This window comes from Nocardioides ginsengisegetis (genome assembly GCF_014138045.1).
GTDB classification, from domain to species: Bacteria; Actinomycetota; Actinomycetes; order Propionibacteriales; family Nocardioidaceae; genus Nocardioides; species Nocardioides ginsengisegetis.
In genome coordinates this window covers 12,538-31,241 of record NZ_JACGXA010000003.1, presented here as the reverse complement: position 1 = coordinate 31,241, position 18,704 = coordinate 12,538, and the positions used below count along the sequence as shown (strand labels likewise).

Genomic DNA, 18,704 nt, shown 5'->3' with positions numbered 1-18,704 from the left:
GGGTGCCCACGTGCTACCGGCACCCCGACCGCGAGTCCTACATCCGTTGCCAGCGCTGCGACCGGGCGATCTGCCCCGACTGCATGCGCGACGCCGCCGTGGGCTTCCAGTGCCCCACGTGCGTCGCCGAGGGCAAGAAGACCACCCGGAGCGGACGCACGGCGTACGGCGGGCTCCGGCCCGGCAACGCCGGCATCACCTCGATGGTCCTGATCGGCATCAACGCCGCCGTCTGGCTGCTGGTGATGGCGACCGGCGGGTCCGCCAGCGTCTGGATCGCCCGGCTCTCGCTGCTGCCCACCGGCCGGTGCGTGCCCGCGGGCCAGCCGTCCCAGTACTTCCCGCAGCTGCACAGCGAGGCCGTCTGCACCGCCTCCGCCGCCCGTGAGTGGATCCCCGGCGTCAGCGACGGGGCCTACTGGCAGCTGCTGACCAGCGCCTTCACCCATGTGGAGATCTGGCACATCGGCTTCAACATGCTCGCCCTGTGGGTCCTCGGCCCCCAGCTCGAGCTCGCGGTCGGGCGCGCGCGCTTCCTCGCCCTCTACCTGCTCTCCGGGCTCGCCGGCTCGGTCCTGGTCTACTGGGCCGCCCCCGTCGGCGGCTCCACCCTCGGCGCGTCCGGCGCCATCTTCGGCCTGATGGGCGCCCTGCTCGTCCTGGCCTTCAAGGTCCGGGCCCAGATGCAGCCGGTGCTGACCTGGATCGGGATCAACTTCCTGATCACCGTGGTCGGCCGCGGCTTCATCTCCTGGCAGGGCCACCTCGGCGGCTTCCTCGGCGGCCTCCTGATCGCCGCCGCGCTCGTCTACGCCCCGCGGCAGCGTCGTACGACGTGGCAGGTGGCCGGCCTCGCCGCTGTCGGCGTGGTCCTGGTCGTGGCCACCCTGCTCCGCACCGCCGCCCTCGCCTGACGCGCCCACGAAGCGGTCCCCAAATCGGGGTAGGCCCGGGCGTTTCCCCAGCAAGGGAACGGGTAGGACAGCCACCGTGGTCGAGGAACCACCGGGGAGGACAGCCTCCGCAGCCGGGTCGAGTCGGCGCGTCTGCAGGAGTTATCCACAGATCCTTTGTCCCCAGTTGTGGAGGAGCCTGTGGAGAACTACATCGATGTAGTTCTCCACAGTGTTATCCCCACTGTGCACAAACGCCGGCCCTCCCCAGCAGGGTGAACCGGTGTTCGCACGGACCGTGGCGCCGCCGGACGGGGGCGCCCCGCGCTCGTGGCCGTCCGTCTCCCCGCGTCATTGACGTCGGGCCTTGGTCAGGTGCTGGGGCCGGGGCCCTGTGTGCGCAGGATCATCACTTCACGGCGCTCGGTGATGATCCTGCGCACTCCGGCGGGAGGAATCACCGGTTAACCGGTGATTCCGACGTTCGGAGTGCTGCAGGCGCACCCCACGAGACGCAGGCCACCCATCGGCAGCGGAGAACACGAAGCCCCCCGCCGATCGGGCGGGGGGCTTTCGCGTCACGCTTCGTCGCGACTCCAGCCCTCAGTCGCGGTCGCTGCTTGCGCCGACTCGACTCACTCCCAGCGCGTGGCGAAGGTGAAGCCCACCGCCATGAAGGCGATGCCGACCATGAGGTTCTTCTGCGCCAGGTCGTCGAAGACCGGCAGGCGGGAGATGTCGTCGGAGATGACGTAGAAGGTGCAGATCCACAGCAGGCCGATGATGAAGCAGCCGAGCATGCCGACCACGACGCCGCGGCCGCGGCCGAGGGGAGTGTCGGGGTGGGCCGAGATCACCAGGCCGACCATGATCGCGCCGAAGCCGATGAGGTAGTTCCAGTTCTTCAGGTCGGCCATGAACGCCGGGCTGCCGGCCTTAGGGGCGGGCAGCACGGTCGGGTCGACCCGGACGGCGGCGTAGTAGTAGGCGATCCAGGCGATCCCCACGACGACGAGGAGCACGGCGACCAGGAACCGCACCGAGAACGTCGGTCCCGCGCCGGGGTCGAGGACATCCGCCTGCTTGGCCTTCGTCTTGGACACTGCTGCTCCTTGGTGGTGACACGGGTGGTGACACGTGCGTGCGTTGCGCGCCCATGACGCGTCGTCACAGGTCGCGGGCTACCTTAGTCGGCGTGACACCCGGATCCCACGCGAGGCCCGCCGAGGAGGAGCAGCCCCGTCTCTCCTCGCTGCGCGCGCTCGCCCGGAGAGCCCCGCTCGCCCGGCTGCGGCGCAGCCGCCCGACCCGCTCCACGTGGCCGTGGCGGGTCGGCACGCCGGTGGTCGTGCTGCTCTGCGGCGGCCTGTTCATCGTCAGCGCGCACAACAGCCACGGCACCGACCTGCGCCCGGGCCGCTACACCGACCTCGCCTCCCTCGTGCAGGGCGAGTCCGACCAGTACGACGCCCTCAAGCAGCGGGTCGCCCAGCTCAACGACGATGTCCAGGTGCTGACCAACTCCGTCAACGACAGCGACGTACGCCGCTTCCAGCGCAAGATCGAGAAGCTCAAGGATCCCGCCGGGCTGGTCGCGCACACCGGACCCGGCGTCACGGTGACCCTGGCCGACGCACCGGCCGACGTCCAGAACGACTCCGACGTCGACCCCAACCGCCTCGTCGTCCACCAGCAGGACATCCAGGCCGTCGTCAACGCGATGTGGGTCGGCGGCGCCACCGCGGTCACCATCAACGGCCAGCGGATCGTCTCGACCACCGGCATCAAGTGCGAGGGCAACGCCGTCCAGCTCCAGGGCGTGCCCTACTCCCAGCCCTACGTCATCTCCGCGGTCGGCGACCAGGGTTCGATCCTGAGCGCGATCGACCGCGACGACTACCTCGGCTACTACCGCGCCGACGCGGCCAACCCGCTCATCCAGGTCGGCTGGGACGTGCAGGCCGAGGAGAGCCTCACCGCTCCGGCGTACGACGGCCTGCTGGACCTCAACTACGCCAAGCCGCTGACGAGCTGAGCCGCCCGGGCGCCGACCGCTGCTGGGCGGACGGGGTCGGGATCGAGGGGCTCTCGGTCGGCGTCTCGGTGGGCGTCGGGGACTCGGTCGGCTCCGTGAACGTCGAGACCACGATCGTCACGACGGTGTTCTCAGGCTGCGGCTGGCCGGCCTGCGGGCTCTGCTGGATGACCGTGCCGGCCGGCTCCGTGGTGTTGGAGGACTCCACGACCTGCGGCTGGAAGCCGGCGTCCCGCAGCACCTTCTCCGCGTCGGACTGCTGGAGCCCGACCACGTCGGGCACCTCCTCCGGACCGTCGGAGTAGAAGACGGTGACCTGCGAGCCCTCCGGCACCTGCTCGCCCTGCGCCGGGTCGGTCGAGACGACCTGGCCGGCGGGCGCGTCGGACTCCTTCTCGGTGAGCGTCACCGAGAGGTGCTTGGCCTCCAGGGCCGACTTGGCCGCCTCCTTGTCCTGCCCGATGAGGTAGGGCATCTCGACGAGGGGCTTGCCGGCCGACACCACGATGTCGACGGTCGTGTCGGGATCGACGTACTGGTCGCGGTTGGGGTCCTGGCTCAGCACCTTGCCCTTCCCGCCGCGGTCGTCGGCCTGGTAGGAGACGTTGCCGACGGCGAGGCCGGCGTCACCGATGGCCTTGCGGGCGTCCTTCTCGCTCAACCCGATGAGGTTGGGGACGGGGACCTGCTGGGGCGCCGACTCGAACATCTTCGGCAGGAGGTACGCCGCCCCGCCGATGAGCAGCAGGACGAGCAGGCCGAGCAGCACCATCGTGCCGGTCCGCCGGCGGTCGTCGCCGTCGTCGGTCATCGCGTGGGCGGGCACGGTGGTGGTCGGTGCGGGCGCGGGGACCACGGGCGGGATCATCGTCGTCGCGGTCGACGGCGGCGGCACGGCGGCGTGCACGGGACGCCCCGCGAGGTAGCGCTCGATGTCGCTGCGCATCGCCGCGGCGGACTGGTAGCGGTCCTCGAGCCGTTTGGCGAGCGCCTTCATCACGATCGCGTCGATCTCCGGGGGGAGGTCGGTGTCGTGGTCCGACGGCGGCATCGCCGGCTCGCGGACGTGCTGGTAGGCCACCGCGACCGGGCTGTCGCCCACGAACGGGGGGCGACCGGTGAGGAGCTCGTAGAGCAGGCAGCCGGCGGAGTAGACGTCGGAGCGGGAGTCGACGGTCTCGCCGCGGGCCTGCTCCGGGGAGAGGTACTGGGCGGTGCCGACCACGGCCGCGGTCTGGGTCATCGTCGAGGAGGCGTCGCTGATCGCGCGGGCGATGCCGAAGTCCATGACCTTCACGTCACCGCTGGGGGTGAGCATGACGTTGCCGGGCTTGATGTCGCGGTGGATGATCCCCGCGCGGTGGCTGTAGTCCAGGGCCGAGAGCACGCCGCTGGTGATCTCCAGGGCCCGCTCGGGCAGGATCTTGCGGCCCTCGCGGATGATGTCGCGCAGCGTCCGTCCGGCGACGTACTCCATGACGATGTAGGGCTGGGCAACCTCGGACCCGTCGGTCGCGAGCTCCTCGCCGGTGTCGTAGACCGCCACGATCGCCGGGTGGTTCAGCGAGGCGGAGGACTGCGCCTCGCGCCGGAACCGGGCCTGGAACGTCGCGTCGCTGGCCAGGTCCGTCCGCAGGCGCTTCACCGCGACCACCCGGCCGAGCCGGGTGTCGGTGCCCTTGCGCACCTCGGCCATGCCGCCACGGCCCAGCAGCTCGCCGAGCTCGTAGCGTCCGCCGACCGTGGTCGGACCGGGGTTGCTCATCAGCGGGCGGCCTTTCCTTCGGCGAACGCGGTAGGCGAGGACTGCGCACTCGGCGCCGCGCTCGCGGAGGGGCTGGGGGCGGTGCTGCTCGCGGGCGAGGCGGACGGGCTCGACGGCGGCTGGGACGCGGCCGCCGACGACGAGGGGGCCGCCGGGGTGGAGCTGGTGGGCGCCGTCGGGCTGGTGCTCGGCGTCGTCGTGGGGGTCTCGCTCGGGGTCTCCGTCGGCGAGGCCGAGGTGGCGCTCGAGCTCGGCGCGGTCGGCGCGGTCGAGCTGGGGGCCGTGGAGCTCGTGGGAGCCGAGGGCGCGCTGCTGTGCTTGGTGGCGTGCTTGGTCGGCGTGTCGGTCGGCGTCGAGTCGTTGCCGCCCGTGGCGAACGCGATGACCCCGATGACCGCGACCAGGATCAGCACGACGGTGCCGACGATCAGCCACGGGACGCGGCGGCGGCGCCGGGCGGCGGCCGGCACGGGGGTGGGGGTCGGGTCGGGCGCACCCGCGACGCCGGCCGGGCCCAGGCCGGTGAGGACCTGGGTGCCGTCGTCGGCGGCGACGGCCGCTCCCGCGGCGGCAGCCGCGCCCGCCGCAGCGGCCATGGGGGCCACGCTCGCCGGGTCGCGCAGCGCGGCCGCGAAGGCGTGGGCGTCGGGGAAGCGGTCCTCGGGCTTCTTCGCCAGCGCGCGGCGTACGACGTTGGCAAGGTCGGCCGGCACGCTCGCCGGCAGGTCGGGGACGTCGTCGCGGAGGTGGGCCAGCGCGGTGGCGATCGGGCTGTCGCGGACGAACGGGCGCTCGCCGGCCAGGCACTCGAAGGCCACGCAGCCGAGGGAGTAGACGTCGGAGGCGGGGGTCGCGGCGGTGCCGGCGGCCTGCTCGGGCGAGAGGTACTGCGGCGTGCCCATGACCTGGCCGGTCTGGGTCAGCCCCACGCCGTCGGCGGCGCGGGCGATGCCGAAGTCGGTGATCTTGACCTCGCGGTCGGGGGTCACCATCAGGTTGGCGGGCTTGACGTCGCGGTGCACGATCCCCGCGGCGTGGGCGGCGCCGAGGGCCTCGGCGGCCTGGGCGAGCAGGTCGCGGGCCACGTCGGGGTCCATCGGCTCGCCGCGCAGCAGGGCCGACAGCGGCTGGCCGTCGACGAGCTCCATCACGAGGAACGGGCGGGCGACGCCGGACCCGTCGGTCGGGGAGGCCTCGCCGAAGTCGTAGACCGCGGCGACGCCCGGGTGGTGCAGCGACGCGGCGTGCCGGGCCTCGGTCTCGAAGCGGGACCGGAACGACGCGTCGTCGGCGTACTCGTGCTTGAGCAGCTTCACCGCGACGAGGCGGCCGAGCGTGGTGTCGGTGGCGCGCCACACCTCGCCCATCCCGCCGGTCGCGATCCGCGAGTCGAGGCGGTAGCGGTGGGCGTCGTCGGCGAAGCGCTCGGCGCCGTCGTCGGGGGGCATCGTGCTCACTGGTTGATCACCGCCTCCATCACGGCCTTGGCGATCGGGGCGCACAGCAGGCCACCCGCGATCTCGCTGCGGGCCGTGCTGCTGGACTGCACGAGGACCGCGACGGCGACCTGTGGGTCGTCGGCGGGCGCGAACGAGGTGAACCAGGCGTACGGCGGCCGGTCCGGCGTCGACTGTGCCGTGCCGGTCTTGCCGGCGACCGGGATGCCCGGGATCTGGGCGGCGGTGCCGGTGCCGTTCTGGACGACCGACTCCATCATCGTGGTCAGGTCGCGGGCGGTGGAGGACGAGATCGCCTGGGAGAACTCCGACGGCTCGGTCTTGTTGAGCACGTCGAGCTCGGGCGACTGCACCTCGTCGACGAGGTAGGGCTTCATGACCGTGCCGCCGTTGGCGATGCCGGCTGAGATGAGGGCCATCTGCAGGGGCGTGGCCGCGACGTCGTACTGGCCGATCGCCGACAGCGCCGTGTTGGGCGGGCTGACGTCACCGTCGGGGAACCGGCTGATCGCCTGCGGGGACAGGTCGTCGAGGTAGTGCTGGCCGAAGCCGAACTTCTCGGCCTGGTCGCGCAGCTTGTCGTCGCCGAGCTGCAGCCCGAGCCAGCCGAAGGTCACGTTGCACGAGACGTCGAGGGCCTGGGTCAGGGTGATCCGGTCGCCGCCGCAGCTCGAGCCGTTCTCGTTGTGCAGGTCGTGCGTGGTCTGCGGCAGGTCGAGCGTGGTGCCGCCGGGGACCTGCGAGTCGGGGTTGAAGTTGCCGGACTCCAGGGCGGCCGCGGCCGTCACGAGCTTGAACGTCGATCCCGGCGGCAGGATGGTCTGGATCGCGCGGTCCTGCAGCGGCTCGCGCGGGTCCTGGTTGAGCCGGTTGTAGTCCTGGCTGACCTGGGTCAGGTCGTGGCTGGCCAGCTTGTTGGGGTCGTAGCTCGGGGTCGAGGCCAGCGCCAGGATCTTGCCGGTGCTGGGCTCGATCGCCACGACCGCGCCCTGCACGTCGGCGCCCAGCGCCGTGAGGCCGTCGTACGCCGCGGTCTGGGCGTCGGGGTTGATCGTGAGCTGGACGCTGCCGCCCTTGGAGGCGTTGTTGCTGAGCAGGTCGACCAGCTTGGTCACGAACAGCAGCGAGTCGTCGCCGGACAGCACGTCGTTCTGCTTCTGCTCGATGCCGGTCTGGCTGTAGTAGGAGAAGTAGCCGGTGATCGGGGCGTACTTGAACGGCTGCGCGTAGGTGCGCTGGAACTTGTACTGGTCGTCGGACTTCACGCTCTCCGCGACCGGGTCGCGGCCCACGAGGATCGCCCCGCGCTCGCGGGAGTAGGACGCCTCGATGACCCGGCGGTTGCGCGGGTCGTTGTTGAGGTCGCCGGCCTTGTAGTACTGGAGGTAGGTCGCGTTGACCATCAGGGCCAGGAACAGCAGCAGGCAGAACAGCGAGATCGTGCGGATCGGCTTGTTCATGACTCGCTCCTCACCGCCTTGACCACCTGGGTCTGCTCGCTGTCGGCCGCGGTGTCGTCCGGGGCCGAGAGGTCCGGGATCGGCCGACGGGCCTGGTCGGAGATGCGGAGCAGCAACGCGATGATCACCCAGTTCGCGACGAGGGAGGAGCCGCCGTAGGACAGGAACGGCGTGGTCAGACCGGTGAGCGGGATGAGGCTGGTGACGCCGCCGATGACGACGAAGACCTGGAGCGCGAAGACGGCGCCGAGGCCGGTCGCCATCAGCTTGCCGAAGCCGTCGCGGCAGACCAGGGCGGCCCGCAGCGCGCGCTCGACGATGAGGCCGTAGCAGAGGATCACAGCGATGACCGCGGTCAGGCCGAGCTCCTCGCCGATCGAGCTCATGATGAAGTCGGAGTTGGCGTAGGGCACCCGCTCGGGGCTGCCGCCGCCGAAGCCTCGGCCGATCAGGCCGCCCCAGCCCATGCCGAACATGCCCTCGACCGGCTGGAAGCTCTTGGCGCCGAACTTGTCGTCGTAGTAGTGCAGCGGGTTGAGCCACACGTCCACGCGGATGGCGACGTGGGAGACCAGCTTGTAGGCCGCGAGCGCGCCGACGAGGAACAGCCCGCCGCCGAGCACGAGCCAGCCCGGGCGCTCGGTGGAGACGTAGAGCGCCACCAGGAAGAGGCCGAAGAACAGCAGGCTGGAGCCCAGGTCGCTCTCGAAGACGAGGATGCCGAGGCTGACCAGCCACATGCCGAGGATCGGACCGAGGTCGCGGCCGCGCGGCAGGTCGACGAAGACGACCCGGCGGCCGGCCAGGGCCAGCGCGTCGCGGTGCAGCACGAGGTAGCCGGCGAACGCGATGACCAGCAGGACCTTGGCGACCTCACCGGGCTGGAAGCTGAACGGGCCGAGGTGGATCCAGATCCGGGCGCCGTTGATGGTGGTGCCGATGCCGGGCAGCAGCGGGAGCAGCAGCAGCACGATGGCCGACAGGCCGCTGGTGTAGGTGAAGCGCTGCAGCACCCGGTGGTCGCGCAGCCCGATCAGGGTGACGATGAACAGGACGACGCCGAGCGTCATCCAGATCAGCTGCTGCTGGGCGAAGCCGTGGGCCTTGTCGTCGGCCTCGTAGGCCAGGTCGAGCCGGTGGATGACCGCCAGCCCGAGGCCGTTGAGGGCTGCCACGACGGGCAGCAGGACGGGATCGGCGTACGGCGCCACCATCCGGACCACGACGTGGGCGGCGATGATCAGGACCGCCAGCCAGCCGCCATAGCCGACGATGTCGGCCGGGATCGTGCCCTCGACGCCGATGCCGACCGCGGCGTAGGCGCCGATGCCGACGAGCAGGGCCAGGACGAGGAGGAAGAGCTCCGCACCCCGGCGCCGCCGGTGCACGAATCCCATGAGGGCGCCGTTCTGAGCCATCCCGGTCAGCCGTTCGCCGTCTTGGACGCGGAACTGGAGTCGGAGCCGGAGCCGGACTGCTTGGCCGCGAGGTTGTCGACGGTGCGGTGCGCGTCGTCGAGGTCGCCCGCGTCGATCCCCTCGCGGACCTTGCCCGCGTCGAAGTCGGAGAGCTGGTCGAGCTGGACGTCGGTGGTCTCGTAGACCGACGACAGGGAGACGCCGGGCAGGTCGGCGTTGATGCCGCGGAAGATCACCACGGCCCCGTCGTGCTCGCCGACGAAGTACTGGTCCTGGCTCCAGGACCAGGCCGCCGCGGCGCCGACCCACACGATGCCGACCACGATCGCGGCGCCGAGCAGCCGGCGCAGCCACACGAAGCGGCGCGGCGGGCGCGGCGCGTAGCGGGCCTGCTCGGGGTCGATCGGGTCGCTGGAGATCGCGAAGGGGAGGTCGCCCGGGATCTCCTCGTGGATCGGCTCGAGCTCGCCGGTGTCGCCCGAGCGGTGCCCGCGGAAGAGGCCGCGAGGGGTACGACGGCGCAGCTCGGCCGCCGCGCCCACGATCAGCGGGGACAGGTCGTGGCCGGCCGGCGGCTCGTGGTCGACGACGTCGGCGACGATGCAGGTGACGTTGTCGGAGCTGCCGGCCTCGAGGCTGGCGCGCACGAGCTCGACCGCGGCGAACTCCGGGCTGCCGGTGGAGAGGATGTCGGCCAGCCGGCCGTCGTCGAGCACGCCGCACGCGCCGTCGGAGCACAGCAGCAGCCGGTCGCCGAGCTGGAGCTCGACGTGGAAGAGGTCGGGCTCGGCCTCATGGATGCCGTCGAGGGCCTTGAGGATGAGGTTGCGGTGGGGGTGGACCCGAGCGTCCTCCTCGGTGATCCGGCCCTCGTCGATCAGCGACTGCACGAACGTGTGGTCGTGCGTGAGCTGGCTGATCTCCTTGCCGCGGAAGAGGTAGGCGCGGCTGTCGCCGACGTGCCCGATGCCGAGCCGGTTGCCGTCGAAGAGCGCGACCGTGGCGGTGGTGCTGGTGCCGTTGAGGGCCGGGTCCTCGTCGACGAGCTCGCCGATCCGGTCGTGGGCGCGGTGCAGCGCGCCGGCCACCTGGCCGAGGAGGTCGTCGGTGGGGGGCTCGTCGAGCTTGCGGAGCTGGTGGACGGCGGTGCTGGAGGCGATGTCGCCGCGGGCGGCGCCACCGACGCCGTCGCAGACGGTGAGCAGCCAGGGGCCGGCGTACCCGGAGTCCTGGTTGTCCTTGCGGACCCGGCCCACGTCGGAGATGGCGGCGTAGTCGAGGCGCAGGCCCGGCGGGCGGTCGGGGGAGGTCATGGGGCTACTTCCTCAGCTCGAGGATGGTCTTCCCGATCCGGACCTGCGTGCCGAGCGTCAGCGTGGTGGGCTGGGTGATGCGGACGCTGCCGATGTAGGTGCCGTTGGTGGAGCCGAGGTCCTCGACGAACCACTGGTCGCCGGACGCGGCGATCCGCGCGTGGCGTGTGGAGACGTAGTCGTCGTCGAGCCGGATGGCCGCGTCGGTGCCGCGGCCGATGAGGATGGGGGCGTTCTCGAGCTCGGCGCGCTCACCGGTGTTGGCGCCCTCGGTGACCAGCACGTGGGTCGGGGAGCCGCGGCGCTTCGGCGGCGCCTTGGCCGGCTTGGCCTTGCCGGCCTTGGCGCGCGAGCCCCGGGTGGCGCGGGCGCCCTCGGGGACACGGGCGCCGAACATGTCGGAGCGGATCACCGAGATCGCGGAGAGGACGAAGATCCACAGGATCGCGAGGTAGGCGATGCGGATCAGGAACAGGGTCAGCTCAGACATGCACGTCCTCCTCGATGACGCGCACGGTCATCGTGGTGTTCCCGATCTTGACCTGCGTCCCGTCGTGGACGCCGGTCTGGGTGATGCGGTGGCCGTCGACCAGCATGCCGTTGGTCGAGCCGAGGTCGCGGACCTCGATGCGGACGTCGTCGCCGTTGGCGTCGACGACGAACTCGATGTGGCGCCGGCTGACGCCCGGGTCGTTGATGCGGACGTCGGCCTCGGTGCCGCGGCCGATCACCAGGCCCGGGGCCTGCAGCGGGTGGCGGGTGCCGTTGACCTCGAGCACCGCGCGGGCGCGACGTACCTGCGTGTAGGAGGCGTTGCCGGTGACCTTGGCCTGCGAGCGGCTGCGGATCCGGAACCGGCCGGTGGTCAGGTCCTCGGCGGCCTCGAACTCGATCGAGATCGCGCCGGGGAACTGGTAGCCCTGCTGGTCGGCGTGCTCCTTGAGCTGCGTGGCGAAGTGGCCGGCGAGGCCGTTGTCGATCGGGTTGAGCCGGTCGAGGTCGATGGCCGCCAGCTCGACGTGGAAGTCGTTGGGCACGATCCTCCGGTCGCGCGAGAGGATCTGCGCGTTGTTGTCGCACTCACGCTGCAGGGCCGCGGAGATCTCCACCGGCTGCACCGCCGACCGGAATGCGCGTGCGAAGGCACCGGAGATCATCGTCTCCAGCTTGTGCTCGAACTTCGACAGTCCGCTCACTGCCCGCCTCCTCTCGCCTCTCGGCCGTTGTCGTCACCAGGGGTGTCGCCCCCGACCTGTCGGTCGAGATGGTCGGGGCCACGGCATGCCGCGCCGCCCAGCGGGGGTGCCGGGTTGCGACCGATCGTAACGGGGTGGCATCGAGCCGTGACGCAAGCCCTCTACCCGGTTTGGGAATGTCCGAACCGCTGGGATAACGTGAGCGCCGCATCACGCGCGAGTGGCGGAATAGGCAGACGCGCACGGTTCAGGTCCGTGTGTCCGAAAGGACGTGGGGGTTCAACTCCCCCCTCGCGCACGTGATCCAGAGGGCTCCGGAGGAAACTCCGGGGCCCTCTGGTGATTTCACCCACCCGGGTCTGTCCACGGGACCGGGCCTCGACATAGGTTCCCGTGCATGGGTGACCACTGGCGCACCGTGGACTGGCGAGCCGAAGTCCGCGATGCCGACCTTCTCGGGGAGATCGAGCGGTCGGTGCGAGCCCGACTGAGCGCTCTCGCCCACCTGCCATGGCTCGACGACGAGCGTGCGACGCTCCTGGACCACCTCGTGCCCCACGGCGCGAGCGCCCTCGAACGCATCGACACCGTCTCGCGGGTCGCCCAGGAGCTGGACCGCTCCACCGACGACCAGCGCTCGGCGTTCTTCGCGGGTCTCCTCGGCCGCGCCGCCCCGGCGACCGCCTGACCCACCACCGCCCGGGATACTGACCCGGTGAAGCGCGGATTCAGCACCAAGGCCTGGCTGCTCATCGCCCTCGTGGTGGTGATGATCAACCTGCCCCTCGTGCACAGCTCCATCACGAGCTGGCGTGTCGACCGCTCCGGCGTCGACGTCACCGCGACGGTGGTCGACGCCGAGACCGTCGCCGGCGAGAGCCCGCAGTACTTCGTGAAGTTCCACTTCAGCAAGGACGTCGACCCCGACCAGACGCTGTGGAGCGCCGACGTCGAGAAGGCGACGTACGACGACGCGAGCGCCAGCAAGCAGGTCGCCGTCCGCGTCCTCCCGGGCAACCCCGCGGCGTTCGAGGTCGAGGGCCAGGCGCACAGCAGCCTCGGACTGGTCGTCACGATCATCGCCGACCTCGCCCTGCTCGGCATGGTGCTGCTCGCCTGGCGCTTCCGCGGCCGGCTGCGCCCCCAACTCCGCGGCATCGCCGTCGACGACGTCGAGCGGTGCGCCCCGGGCTCTGCGCTCGAGCGCCTCGACGGCGACCTCTACCTCGTCCGTGGCGAGGTCTCCCACGTCGCGGAGCACCAGGTCGTCATCGACCTGGGCGACCGCTCGGTCGCGATCGAGCTCGACGGGCACAGCAACGACGTGGGCTACCAGCAGCCCGCGCAGGTGCGCGCCCGCCTGGTGGGGTGACCGTCAGGAGCGGTCGAGCGGGAGCAGCACACTGACGCGCATCGCGCCGTCGTGCGCGCACGCCGGGGCAGCCGCCAGGGTGCCGTAGGAGTGGTGGCGGCCGCCGCTGCACAGCCGGAGCTCGCCGCCCGACCGGACCACGAGTGCCTCGACGAGGGACAACCCCAGCCCGAAGCCCTCCGTGGCCCGGGACTCCGGCGAGCGGGTGAAGCGACGGGTGGCGGTGGCGAGCAGCTCGGGCGACATGCCCGGCCCGCCGTCGACCACCTGGAGCCGGGCGGACTCGCCCACGGCGTCGACACGCACCACGATCGGCGCGCCGCCGTGCCGGGCCGCGTTGTCGAGCAGGTTGCCGACGAGCTGACGCACGGCGGCGGGGGTCAGCCGCACCGGGACGGGACCGGCGACCTCGTGGCCGGCCCCGTGGCGCCGCGCCTCGTCCTCGACGACGGTGGCCAGGTCGCAGCCCTCGGTGTCCTCGGCGCTGCCGTGGCCCACGTCGAGGAGGTGCTCGGCCAGCTGCACCAGCCGGACCACGTCGGTCTCGATCTCGGCCAGCACCGCCTCGTGCTCGGCGACCGACCGGGTCCGGCGCCGGGCCAGCTGGACCCTGGTCGTGAGCAGGGTGAGCGGTGTCCGCAGCTCGTGGCTGGCGTCGTTGACGAAGTGCCGCTCGCGGTCCACCGCCTCCTCGAGGGCGTCCAGCATGGCGTTGAGCGTGTGGCCGAGGCGGGTCACCTCGTCGTCACGTCCCGGAGGCACCTCGAGGCGGACGCCGCTGGCGCCCGCGATGATGTCGTCCGCCTGGGCCCGGTAGCGGTCGACGGGGCGGAGCGCGAACCGCGCCAGGCGGTCGCCGACGAAGGCCGTCACCAGCAAGGCGCCGAAGAGCGCGGCCGCCAGCTGGCCGAGCAGCTCCAGCAGGGCCTCGTCGCGGTGGTCGCGTCGGACCGCCACGACGAGCACCGCCGCGGGCTGGGCCGGATCGGTGGCGGGGATCCGGGTGGCGAGCACCCGCAGGGGGTCGCGGGTGGTCGGCAGCAGGGCCCCGATGTCGCGGCGCACGGGCCCGTCCAAGGACTCCCGCGCGGTGGCCGGGGTGATCAGCGGTGAACCGTCCAAGGTGGGGCTGGAGGACAGGACCCGCCCCCGTCTGTCCAGCACCTGATAGAGCTCGCTGCTCCCGAGCCGGCTGGCGTCGGCCGTGGCGGTCCCGTCGGGCTGGATCAGGGGGATGAGGACCCGGGTGCTGGCGGTGAGGTCGCCGTCGAGCTGTCGGTCCAGGGCGAACTGCACGCGCCAGTAGACGAAGCCGCCGGCCGCGGTCAGGACGACCAGCATGGTCGCGGAGAAGCCGGCGACCAGGCGCACGCGGAGCGGCAGCCGGGTGACGCGCTCGCGCAGGCTCACGGGTCGATCCGGTAGCCGGACCCGCGGAGCGTTCGGATCGTGTCGGTGCCGAAGGGCCGGTCGATCTTGGCGCGCAGGGCGGCGACGTGGACGTCGATGACGTTGCTGCGCACGTCGGTGTCGCCGTCCCAGACCTCGTCGAGGATCGTGAACCGGGTGACCAGTCGGCCGGCCCGGGACATCAGGAGCTCCAGGATGTCGAACTCCCGAGCCGACAGGGTGATCTCGGTGCCGCCCCGGTGCACCCGGCGGCCCTCGCGGTCCAGCGACAGGTCGCCGACCTGCACCACGGCACCCTCGAGCTCGTCGGACCGCGCCCGCCGGTGCAGGGCCCGCAGCCGGGCGATCAGCTCGTCGAGGTCGAACGGCTTGCCGAGGTAGTCGTCGGCGCCGGCCTCGAGCCCCGCGATCCGGTCGGGCACGGCCGAGCGGGCGGTCAGCATCAGGACCGGGGTCCGGACCCCCGCCTCGCGGAGCCTGCGGCAGACGGTCAGCCCCTCCAGCCCGGGCAGCATCCAGTCCAGCAGCAGGACGTCGTACGCCGCGTCGCCGACGTCCAGGGCCGCCGCGAACGCCGCCCGCCCGTCGCCGACGACGTCCACCTCGAATCCGGCCTCGGTCAGCGACTGCTCGAGGAGGACGGCCAACCGGACCTCGTCCTCGGCGACGAGCACCCTCACGGCATGCTCGTCTCGCGGGTCCGGCTCACGCGCCGACCGTAGCCGCCGGACGATGAACGCGACATGAAAGCGATCCTGCGGCCGGTCGGCCTAGGTCCGCCGGGTGAAGGCGACCTTCCCGCCGGCCTGTTTGGTCATCGTGAACTTCGGGTCATGGGCCCGGGCGTGGTGATGGGGGGCAGAGCAGCATGCCGTCTTTGTTGGTCTCGCCGCCTTCGCTCCAGGGGATGGGGTGGTGTCCGTGGCACAGGCCGGGTGGCCAGTCGCATCCTTCGGCGTTGCAGCCGCCCTGCTCGATGGCCATCGCGATCCGCTGGGACTCGCTGTGGAACCGGCGCTTGCGGCCCAGGTCGAGGACCTGGGACTTCCCGCCCAGGACGGCCGGGATGATCCCGGCCTCGCAGGCCAGCCTCCGGGCCTGGCCGGCGGTGATCCGCTCTCCCGTGTCCAACGAGGCTGCTTTGAGGCCGCCCATCAGGGTGGAGATGTCCATGGTGACGACCACGGTTGCGTTGACGCCGCCGGCCTTGGGGAGCTTCTTGGTCGGGTAGCGCTCGATGAGCTCGACGAACGCCTGCCCCATCCGCTCCGCACTGGGCCGCCGTTCGCCAACTGAACCGTCGACGGCGGCCCGGTGCTTCGGAGCGGCGAACGCGAGCAGCGCCTTCTTCAACATCGCGGCCTGCGCGGACGGCAGCGTGAACCGGCCATGGACCTTGCCGTGCCCGTCATCGGTCATGGTCAGCTTGGTGGACCGGGCGGCGTCGCGTTCTTCGTCCTCGAGCTGCTTGGCCTCGTGGGCCTCGGCGGCCTCGGGGTCCAGCAGCTCCAGGATCCGTCGGCCCAGTCTCTTCAACGCCTGCGCGTCGTGCTCGGCGGCGAACTTGATCAGCATCGCCTCGGCCTCGTCGCGGTGCTCGGCGGGGAGGACCTCGACCGCAGCGACGATCACCCTCGCCTGCTCCACGAGGACGTCGCCCGCGGCCACCGCCGTCCGCAACGCGGGCCGCGCCGCGAGCGCGACCGCGAGGCGCATCTTCCCGTGCGCAGACGTCCGGGTCTGGTGGGTGGAATACGCCCAGAAGTTCGCCGTCGAGGTCGCACCCACCGATTCCCCAACCCCGACGGTCTTGGCGTGCTCGGCGACCCGCAGCTCGATCTCCTGGGCCCGCGCGACCATCCGGGTGGCCTCAGCCAAAGTCGCGGCGGCTTCCTCGGTCGACATCGACCACAGCGAGGAATCGGAGACCTCGTCCAAGCTTGCGTGGACAGCGGCCACGGCCCGCGACACCTGGTGTCGAGGAGCCTGCTGAACCATCGCTGTCATGGATCAATTCCAGCAGGGACCACCGACAAAACCGCAGGCCAGAGCCCCTATTTCGACCGAAGAAGGTAAAGAATCGAGAGAATTTTGAAACCTCGATCACGACGGTCGAGCGAAGAAGCCGAAAGCCAGGAACCAGGGTCCGGAGGCACCCCGTGTGAATCCTGCGGTGACCAAGGAAATCAATGAATCTACGCGCCGAAGGCGCGAGGCCCCGCAGCCGACGTCGGCGCGCAACCAGCCCACAGTCCCGGCAGTTGCGCCGACTCGACCAGAATGACCGCGTGACCGACGTACGAGAACAGCCCACCTGGTCCCCGTGGCGCACGGTGGTGTGGTTCGGGGTGGTCAGCCTCGCCGCGGACATGGTCTACGAGGGCGCCCGGTCGATCACCGGACCGTTCCTGGCCTCGCTGGGCGCGAGCGCGCTCGTCGTCGGCGTGGTGACGGGTGCGGGCGAGGCGGCGGCGCTGGTGCTGCGGCTCTGGTCGGGGCCACTGGCGGACCGGAGCGGGCGCTACTGGGCCCTGACGATCGTCGGCTACGGGCTGACGGTGGTGTGCGTCCCGCTGATGGCGGTCGCGCCCTTCCTCGGTGGCGCGGGACTGGCGTTCGGCGCCACGATGGTGCTGCTCGAGCGGACCGGCAAGGCGATCCGGAGCCCCTCGAAGTCCGCCCTGCTCGCCCACGCGGCACGGAGCGTCGGCCGGGGGCGCGGCTTCGCAGTGCACAAGGCGCTCGACCAGGTCGGCGCCTTCGCCGGCCCGCTGGTCGTGGCCGGCATGGTCGCGCTGACCACCCACACCTGGGCAGGCCTGGCCGCCCTGGCCGTCCCCGGAGTGATCGCGCTGGTGCTGCTCGCGGTGATCCGGGCGCGGGTGCCCGACATGACGGTGTACGACGAGCCGGAGGCGCCCCTCACCAGCGCGACCGGCGTGCGTGTCGGAGCGCCGACGAAGCTGCCGCGCGACTTCCGGCTCTTCGCGCTCTCCTGCGCGGCCAGCACGCTGGGCCTGATGACCTTCGGGATCATCGGCTTCCACCTCGCCGACGCCAACCTGGTGCGACCGGCGCTCGTCCCCGTCGTCTATGCCGTGGCGATGGGCGTGGAGGCGATCTCGGCGCTGGCGACCGGCTTCGCCTACGACCGGATCGGCGCGAAGGTGCTGCTGGTGCTGCCGTTCCTCGTGGCCGCGGTGCCGCTGCTCGCGCTCGACGACCGCCTCGGCCTGGCCCTCACCGGCGTCGTGGTGTGGGGTGCGGCGGTCGGCGTCCAAGACTCGACGGTCAAGGCGCTGGTGGCCGACCTGGTGCCGAGCGGGCGCCTGGCCACGGCGTACGGCGTGTTCGCGGCCTTCCAGGGCGCCGCGGCCCTGGCCGGTGGTGCGCTCGCCGGGTGGCTCTACAGCGGCGGTCGGCTCGACCTGGTGGTCGTGCTCGGCGCCTGCCAGGCGGTGTCGCTCGTGCTGCTGGCGGTCGTGCTCAGGCGGCGCGGCTGAGGGTGGCCGGGGCGGGGAGGACGTCGTTCGTCCCGTTCTCCGTCACCGACTCCTCCAGCGCACTCGGCCGGCGCAGCTGGACGCTGGCGAACACGAGGACCGAGACCATGAGGACCGGTGCGAGCAGCACGAAGCCCATGGCGCCTGCGGTGAACACGGTGACGAACGACATCTCTCACTCCTGGGTGAAGGCGGGTGTGGACCGACTCCGTCGCGGACCGGTTGCGGCCCGAGAGGAACGTGCCCAGCGCCGGTTATCGGAAACGTGGTCCAGACCTAGTTCGGCATGTGGTGTGCGACACGGTTGATGTTTGGAGTAACCCCCTGTTACGCATACTCGAGGCATGGCTCCCTCCCTCACCGACTTCTCCGCGCGCGCGATCGACGGCACCGACGTGGACCTCGCGACGTACGACGGCCAGGTGCTCCTCGTCGTCAACACCGCCTCCCAGTGCGGCTTCACCGGCCAGTACTCCGGCCTCCAGGAGCTGCACGACAGCTACGAGGACCAGGGGTTCAGCGTGCTGGGCTTCCCGTGCGACCAGTTCGGTGGGCAGGAGCCGGGCAGCGAGGACGAGATCGCGTCCTTCTGCGAGCGCAACTTCGGCGTCTCCTTCCCGCTCTTCGCGAAGGTCGACGTCAACGGCGACAACGCCCACCCCGTCTTCCAGTGGCTGCGCAAGCAGAAGAGCGGCCTGCTGGGCAACAAGATCCGCTGGAACTTCACCAAGTTCCTCGTGGACCGCGACGGCAAGGTGATCGGTCGCTACGCGCCGACCACCCCGCCGGAGAAGATCACCGGCGACATCGAGAAGGCGCTGGCCGCCTGACGGTCGACCCGTGATCGCGGTCACTTCTGGTCGTTGCGGTCGGAGGTGACTT

The 18,704-nt window shown here is 71.4% G+C and carries 18 protein-coding genes and 1 tRNA gene; 7 read left to right on the top strand and 12 right to left on the bottom strand.

What is annotated here, in order from left to right:
- Positions 1 to 2 precede the first annotated feature (2 nt).
- Positions 3 to 914 carry a rhomboid family intramembrane serine protease gene (locus tag FB382_RS19700; protein ID WP_343055692.1) on the top strand — a complete coding sequence of 304 codons (912 nt, stop codon included), beginning with the start codon at positions 3 to 5 and terminating at the stop codon, positions 912 to 914.
- Between the two features lie 614 nt (positions 915 to 1,528).
- On the opposite strand, the gene FB382_RS23010 is transcribed toward FB382_RS19700, so the two are convergent.
- Positions 1,529 to 1,996, bottom strand: a complete 468-nt coding sequence (locus FB382_RS23010; protein WP_182541680.1) for a cell division protein CrgA — start codon at positions 1,994 to 1,996, stop codon at positions 1,529 to 1,531.
- 92 nt (positions 1,997 to 2,088) lie between these two features.
- Between FB382_RS23010 and FB382_RS19690 the strand changes: the two genes are divergently transcribed.
- Positions 2,089 to 2,928 carry a DUF881 domain-containing protein gene (locus tag FB382_RS19690; RefSeq protein ID WP_343055690.1) on the top strand — a complete coding sequence of 280 codons (840 nt, stop codon included), beginning with the start codon at positions 2,089 to 2,091 and terminating at the stop codon, positions 2,926 to 2,928.
- On the opposite strand, the gene pknB is transcribed toward FB382_RS19690, so the two are convergent.
- Genes pknB through FB382_RS19655 form a run of 7 tightly spaced genes read right to left on the bottom strand, consistent with a single transcriptional unit; the run spans position 2,900 to position 11,537 of the window.
- Positions 2,900 to 4,693 carry a Stk1 family PASTA domain-containing Ser/Thr kinase gene (gene pknB / locus FB382_RS19685; protein WP_182541678.1) on the bottom strand — a complete coding sequence of 598 codons (1,794 nt, stop codon included), beginning with the start codon at positions 4,691 to 4,693 and terminating at the stop codon, positions 2,900 to 2,902. The two genes, FB382_RS19690 and pknB, sit on opposite strands and share 29 nt — an antisense overlap.
- Complete coding sequence (locus FB382_RS19680) at positions 4,693 to 6,141, bottom strand: serine/threonine-protein kinase (protein WP_182541996.1); 1,449 nt, start codon at positions 6,139 to 6,141, stop codon at positions 4,693 to 4,695. Before FB382_RS19680 ends, pknB begins: the two co-directional genes overlap by 1 nt.
- A gap of 5 nt (positions 6,142 to 6,146) precedes the next feature.
- Entirely contained in the window at positions 6,147 to 7,610 is a 1,464-nt protein-coding gene (locus FB382_RS19675; RefSeq protein WP_182541677.1) for a peptidoglycan D,D-transpeptidase FtsI family protein, read from the bottom strand.
- Positions 7,607 to 9,028, bottom strand: a complete 1,422-nt coding sequence (locus tag FB382_RS19670; protein WP_182541676.1) for an FtsW/RodA/SpoVE family cell cycle protein — start codon at positions 9,026 to 9,028, stop codon at positions 7,607 to 7,609. Before FB382_RS19670 ends, FB382_RS19675 begins: the two co-directional genes overlap by 4 nt.
- A 5-nt stretch (positions 9,029 to 9,033) precedes the next feature.
- Positions 9,034 to 10,341 carry a PP2C family protein-serine/threonine phosphatase gene (locus FB382_RS19665; RefSeq protein ID WP_182541675.1) on the bottom strand — a complete coding sequence of 436 codons (1,308 nt, stop codon included), beginning with the start codon at positions 10,339 to 10,341 and terminating at the stop codon, positions 9,034 to 9,036.
- Positions 10,342 to 10,345: 4 nt separating this feature from the next.
- Positions 10,346 to 10,831, bottom strand: coding sequence for an FHA domain-containing protein FhaB/FipA (locus FB382_RS19660; RefSeq protein WP_182541674.1), 486 nt, complete (start codon positions 10,829 to 10,831; stop codon positions 10,346 to 10,348).
- On the bottom strand, positions 10,824 to 11,537 hold the full coding sequence (locus tag FB382_RS19655; RefSeq protein ID WP_182541673.1) for an FhaA domain-containing protein: 714 nt from the start codon (positions 11,535 to 11,537) through the stop codon (positions 10,824 to 10,826). Before FB382_RS19655 ends, FB382_RS19660 begins: the two co-directional genes overlap by 8 nt.
- Positions 11,538 to 11,751: 214 nt before the next feature.
- On the opposite strand from FB382_RS19655, the gene FB382_RS19650 reads away from it, so the two are divergent.
- The 3 genes from FB382_RS19650 (at position 11,752) to FB382_RS19640 (ending at position 12,909) form a co-directional block, all read left to right on the top strand.
- A tRNA-Leu gene (locus FB382_RS19650) sits at positions 11,752 to 11,835 on the top strand.
- 99 nt (positions 11,836 to 11,934) lie between these two features.
- Complete coding sequence (locus FB382_RS19645) at positions 11,935 to 12,225, top strand: hypothetical protein (RefSeq protein ID WP_182541672.1); 291 nt, start codon at positions 11,935 to 11,937, stop codon at positions 12,223 to 12,225.
- A gap of 27 nt (positions 12,226 to 12,252) precedes the next feature.
- A complete protein-coding gene (locus FB382_RS19640) occupies positions 12,253 to 12,909 on the top strand; it encodes a hypothetical protein (protein WP_182541671.1) in 657 nt (218 codons plus the stop codon).
- Positions 12,910 to 12,912: 3 nt separating this feature from the next.
- Here the strand turns inward: FB382_RS19640 and FB382_RS19635 are convergent, their stop codons facing one another.
- The 3 genes from FB382_RS19635 to FB382_RS19625 all read right to left on the bottom strand — a co-directional run bounded on the left by FB382_RS19635 (position 12,913) and on the right by FB382_RS19625 (position 16,224).
- Positions 12,913 to 14,319, bottom strand: coding sequence for a sensor histidine kinase (locus FB382_RS19635; protein WP_343055689.1), 1,407 nt, complete (start codon positions 14,317 to 14,319; stop codon positions 12,913 to 12,915).
- Positions 14,316 to 14,999 carry a response regulator gene (locus tag FB382_RS23005; protein WP_182541670.1) on the bottom strand — a complete coding sequence of 228 codons (684 nt, stop codon included), beginning with the start codon at positions 14,997 to 14,999 and terminating at the stop codon, positions 14,316 to 14,318. Before FB382_RS23005 ends, FB382_RS19635 begins: the two co-directional genes overlap by 4 nt.
- A gap of 151 nt (positions 15,000 to 15,150) precedes the next feature.
- Positions 15,151 to 16,224 carry an HNH endonuclease signature motif containing protein gene (locus FB382_RS19625; protein ID WP_246378462.1) on the bottom strand — a complete coding sequence of 358 codons (1,074 nt, stop codon included), beginning with the start codon at positions 16,222 to 16,224 and terminating at the stop codon, positions 15,151 to 15,153.
- 383 nt (positions 16,225 to 16,607) lie between these two features.
- Here FB382_RS19625 and FB382_RS19620 point away from each other — a divergent pair, with 383 nt between their 5' ends.
- Positions 16,608 to 17,822, top strand: coding sequence for an MFS transporter (locus FB382_RS19620; RefSeq protein ID WP_343055688.1), 1,215 nt, complete (start codon positions 16,608 to 16,610; stop codon positions 17,820 to 17,822).
- On the opposite strand, the gene FB382_RS19615 is transcribed toward FB382_RS19620, so the two are convergent.
- Complete coding sequence (locus FB382_RS19615) at positions 17,806 to 17,994, bottom strand: hypothetical protein (protein WP_125037000.1); 189 nt, start codon at positions 17,992 to 17,994, stop codon at positions 17,806 to 17,808. The two genes, FB382_RS19620 and FB382_RS19615, sit on opposite strands and share 17 nt — an antisense overlap.
- A gap of 172 nt (positions 17,995 to 18,166) precedes the next feature.
- Between FB382_RS19615 and FB382_RS19610 the strand changes: the two genes are divergently transcribed.
- Entirely contained in the window at positions 18,167 to 18,652 is a 486-nt protein-coding gene (locus FB382_RS19610) for a glutathione peroxidase (RefSeq protein ID WP_182541668.1), read from the top strand.
- Positions 18,653 to 18,704: the final 52 nt, after the last annotated feature.

What these genes read in the sequence shown, in the direction of transcription:
- pknB (WP_182541678.1), bottom strand. Translation starts at nt 4,693, where the DNA reads ATGAGCAACCCCGGTCCGACCACGGTCGGCGGACGCTACGAGCTCGGC.
- FB382_RS19680 (WP_182541996.1), bottom strand. Translation starts at nt 6,141, where the DNA reads ATGCCCCCCGACGACGGCGCCGAGCGCTTCGCCGACGACGCCCACCGC.
- FB382_RS19675 (WP_182541677.1), bottom strand. Translation starts at nt 7,610, where the DNA reads ATGAACAAGCCGATCCGCACGATCTCGCTGTTCTGCCTGCTGCTGTTC.
- FB382_RS19670 (WP_182541676.1), bottom strand. Translation starts at nt 9,028, where the DNA reads ATGGCTCAGAACGGCGCCCTCATGGGATTCGTGCACCGGCGGCGCCGG.
- FB382_RS19665 (WP_182541675.1), bottom strand. Translation starts at nt 10,341, where the DNA reads ATGACCTCCCCCGACCGCCCGCCGGGCCTGCGCCTCGACTACGCCGCC.
- FB382_RS19660 (WP_182541674.1), bottom strand. Translation starts at nt 10,831, where the DNA reads ATGTCTGAGCTGACCCTGTTCCTGATCCGCATCGCCTACCTCGCGATC.
- FB382_RS19645 (WP_182541672.1), top strand. Translation starts at nt 11,935, where the DNA reads ATGGGTGACCACTGGCGCACCGTGGACTGGCGAGCCGAAGTCCGCGAT.
- FB382_RS19625 (WP_246378462.1), bottom strand. Translation starts at nt 16,224, where the DNA reads ATGTCGACCGAGGAAGCCGCCGCGACTTTGGCTGAGGCCACCCGGATG.
- FB382_RS19615 (WP_125037000.1), bottom strand. Translation starts at nt 17,994, where the DNA reads ATGTCGTTCGTCACCGTGTTCACCGCAGGCGCCATGGGCTTCGTGCTG.
- FB382_RS19610 (WP_182541668.1), top strand. Translation starts at nt 18,167, where the DNA reads ATGGCTCCCTCCCTCACCGACTTCTCCGCGCGCGCGATCGACGGCACC.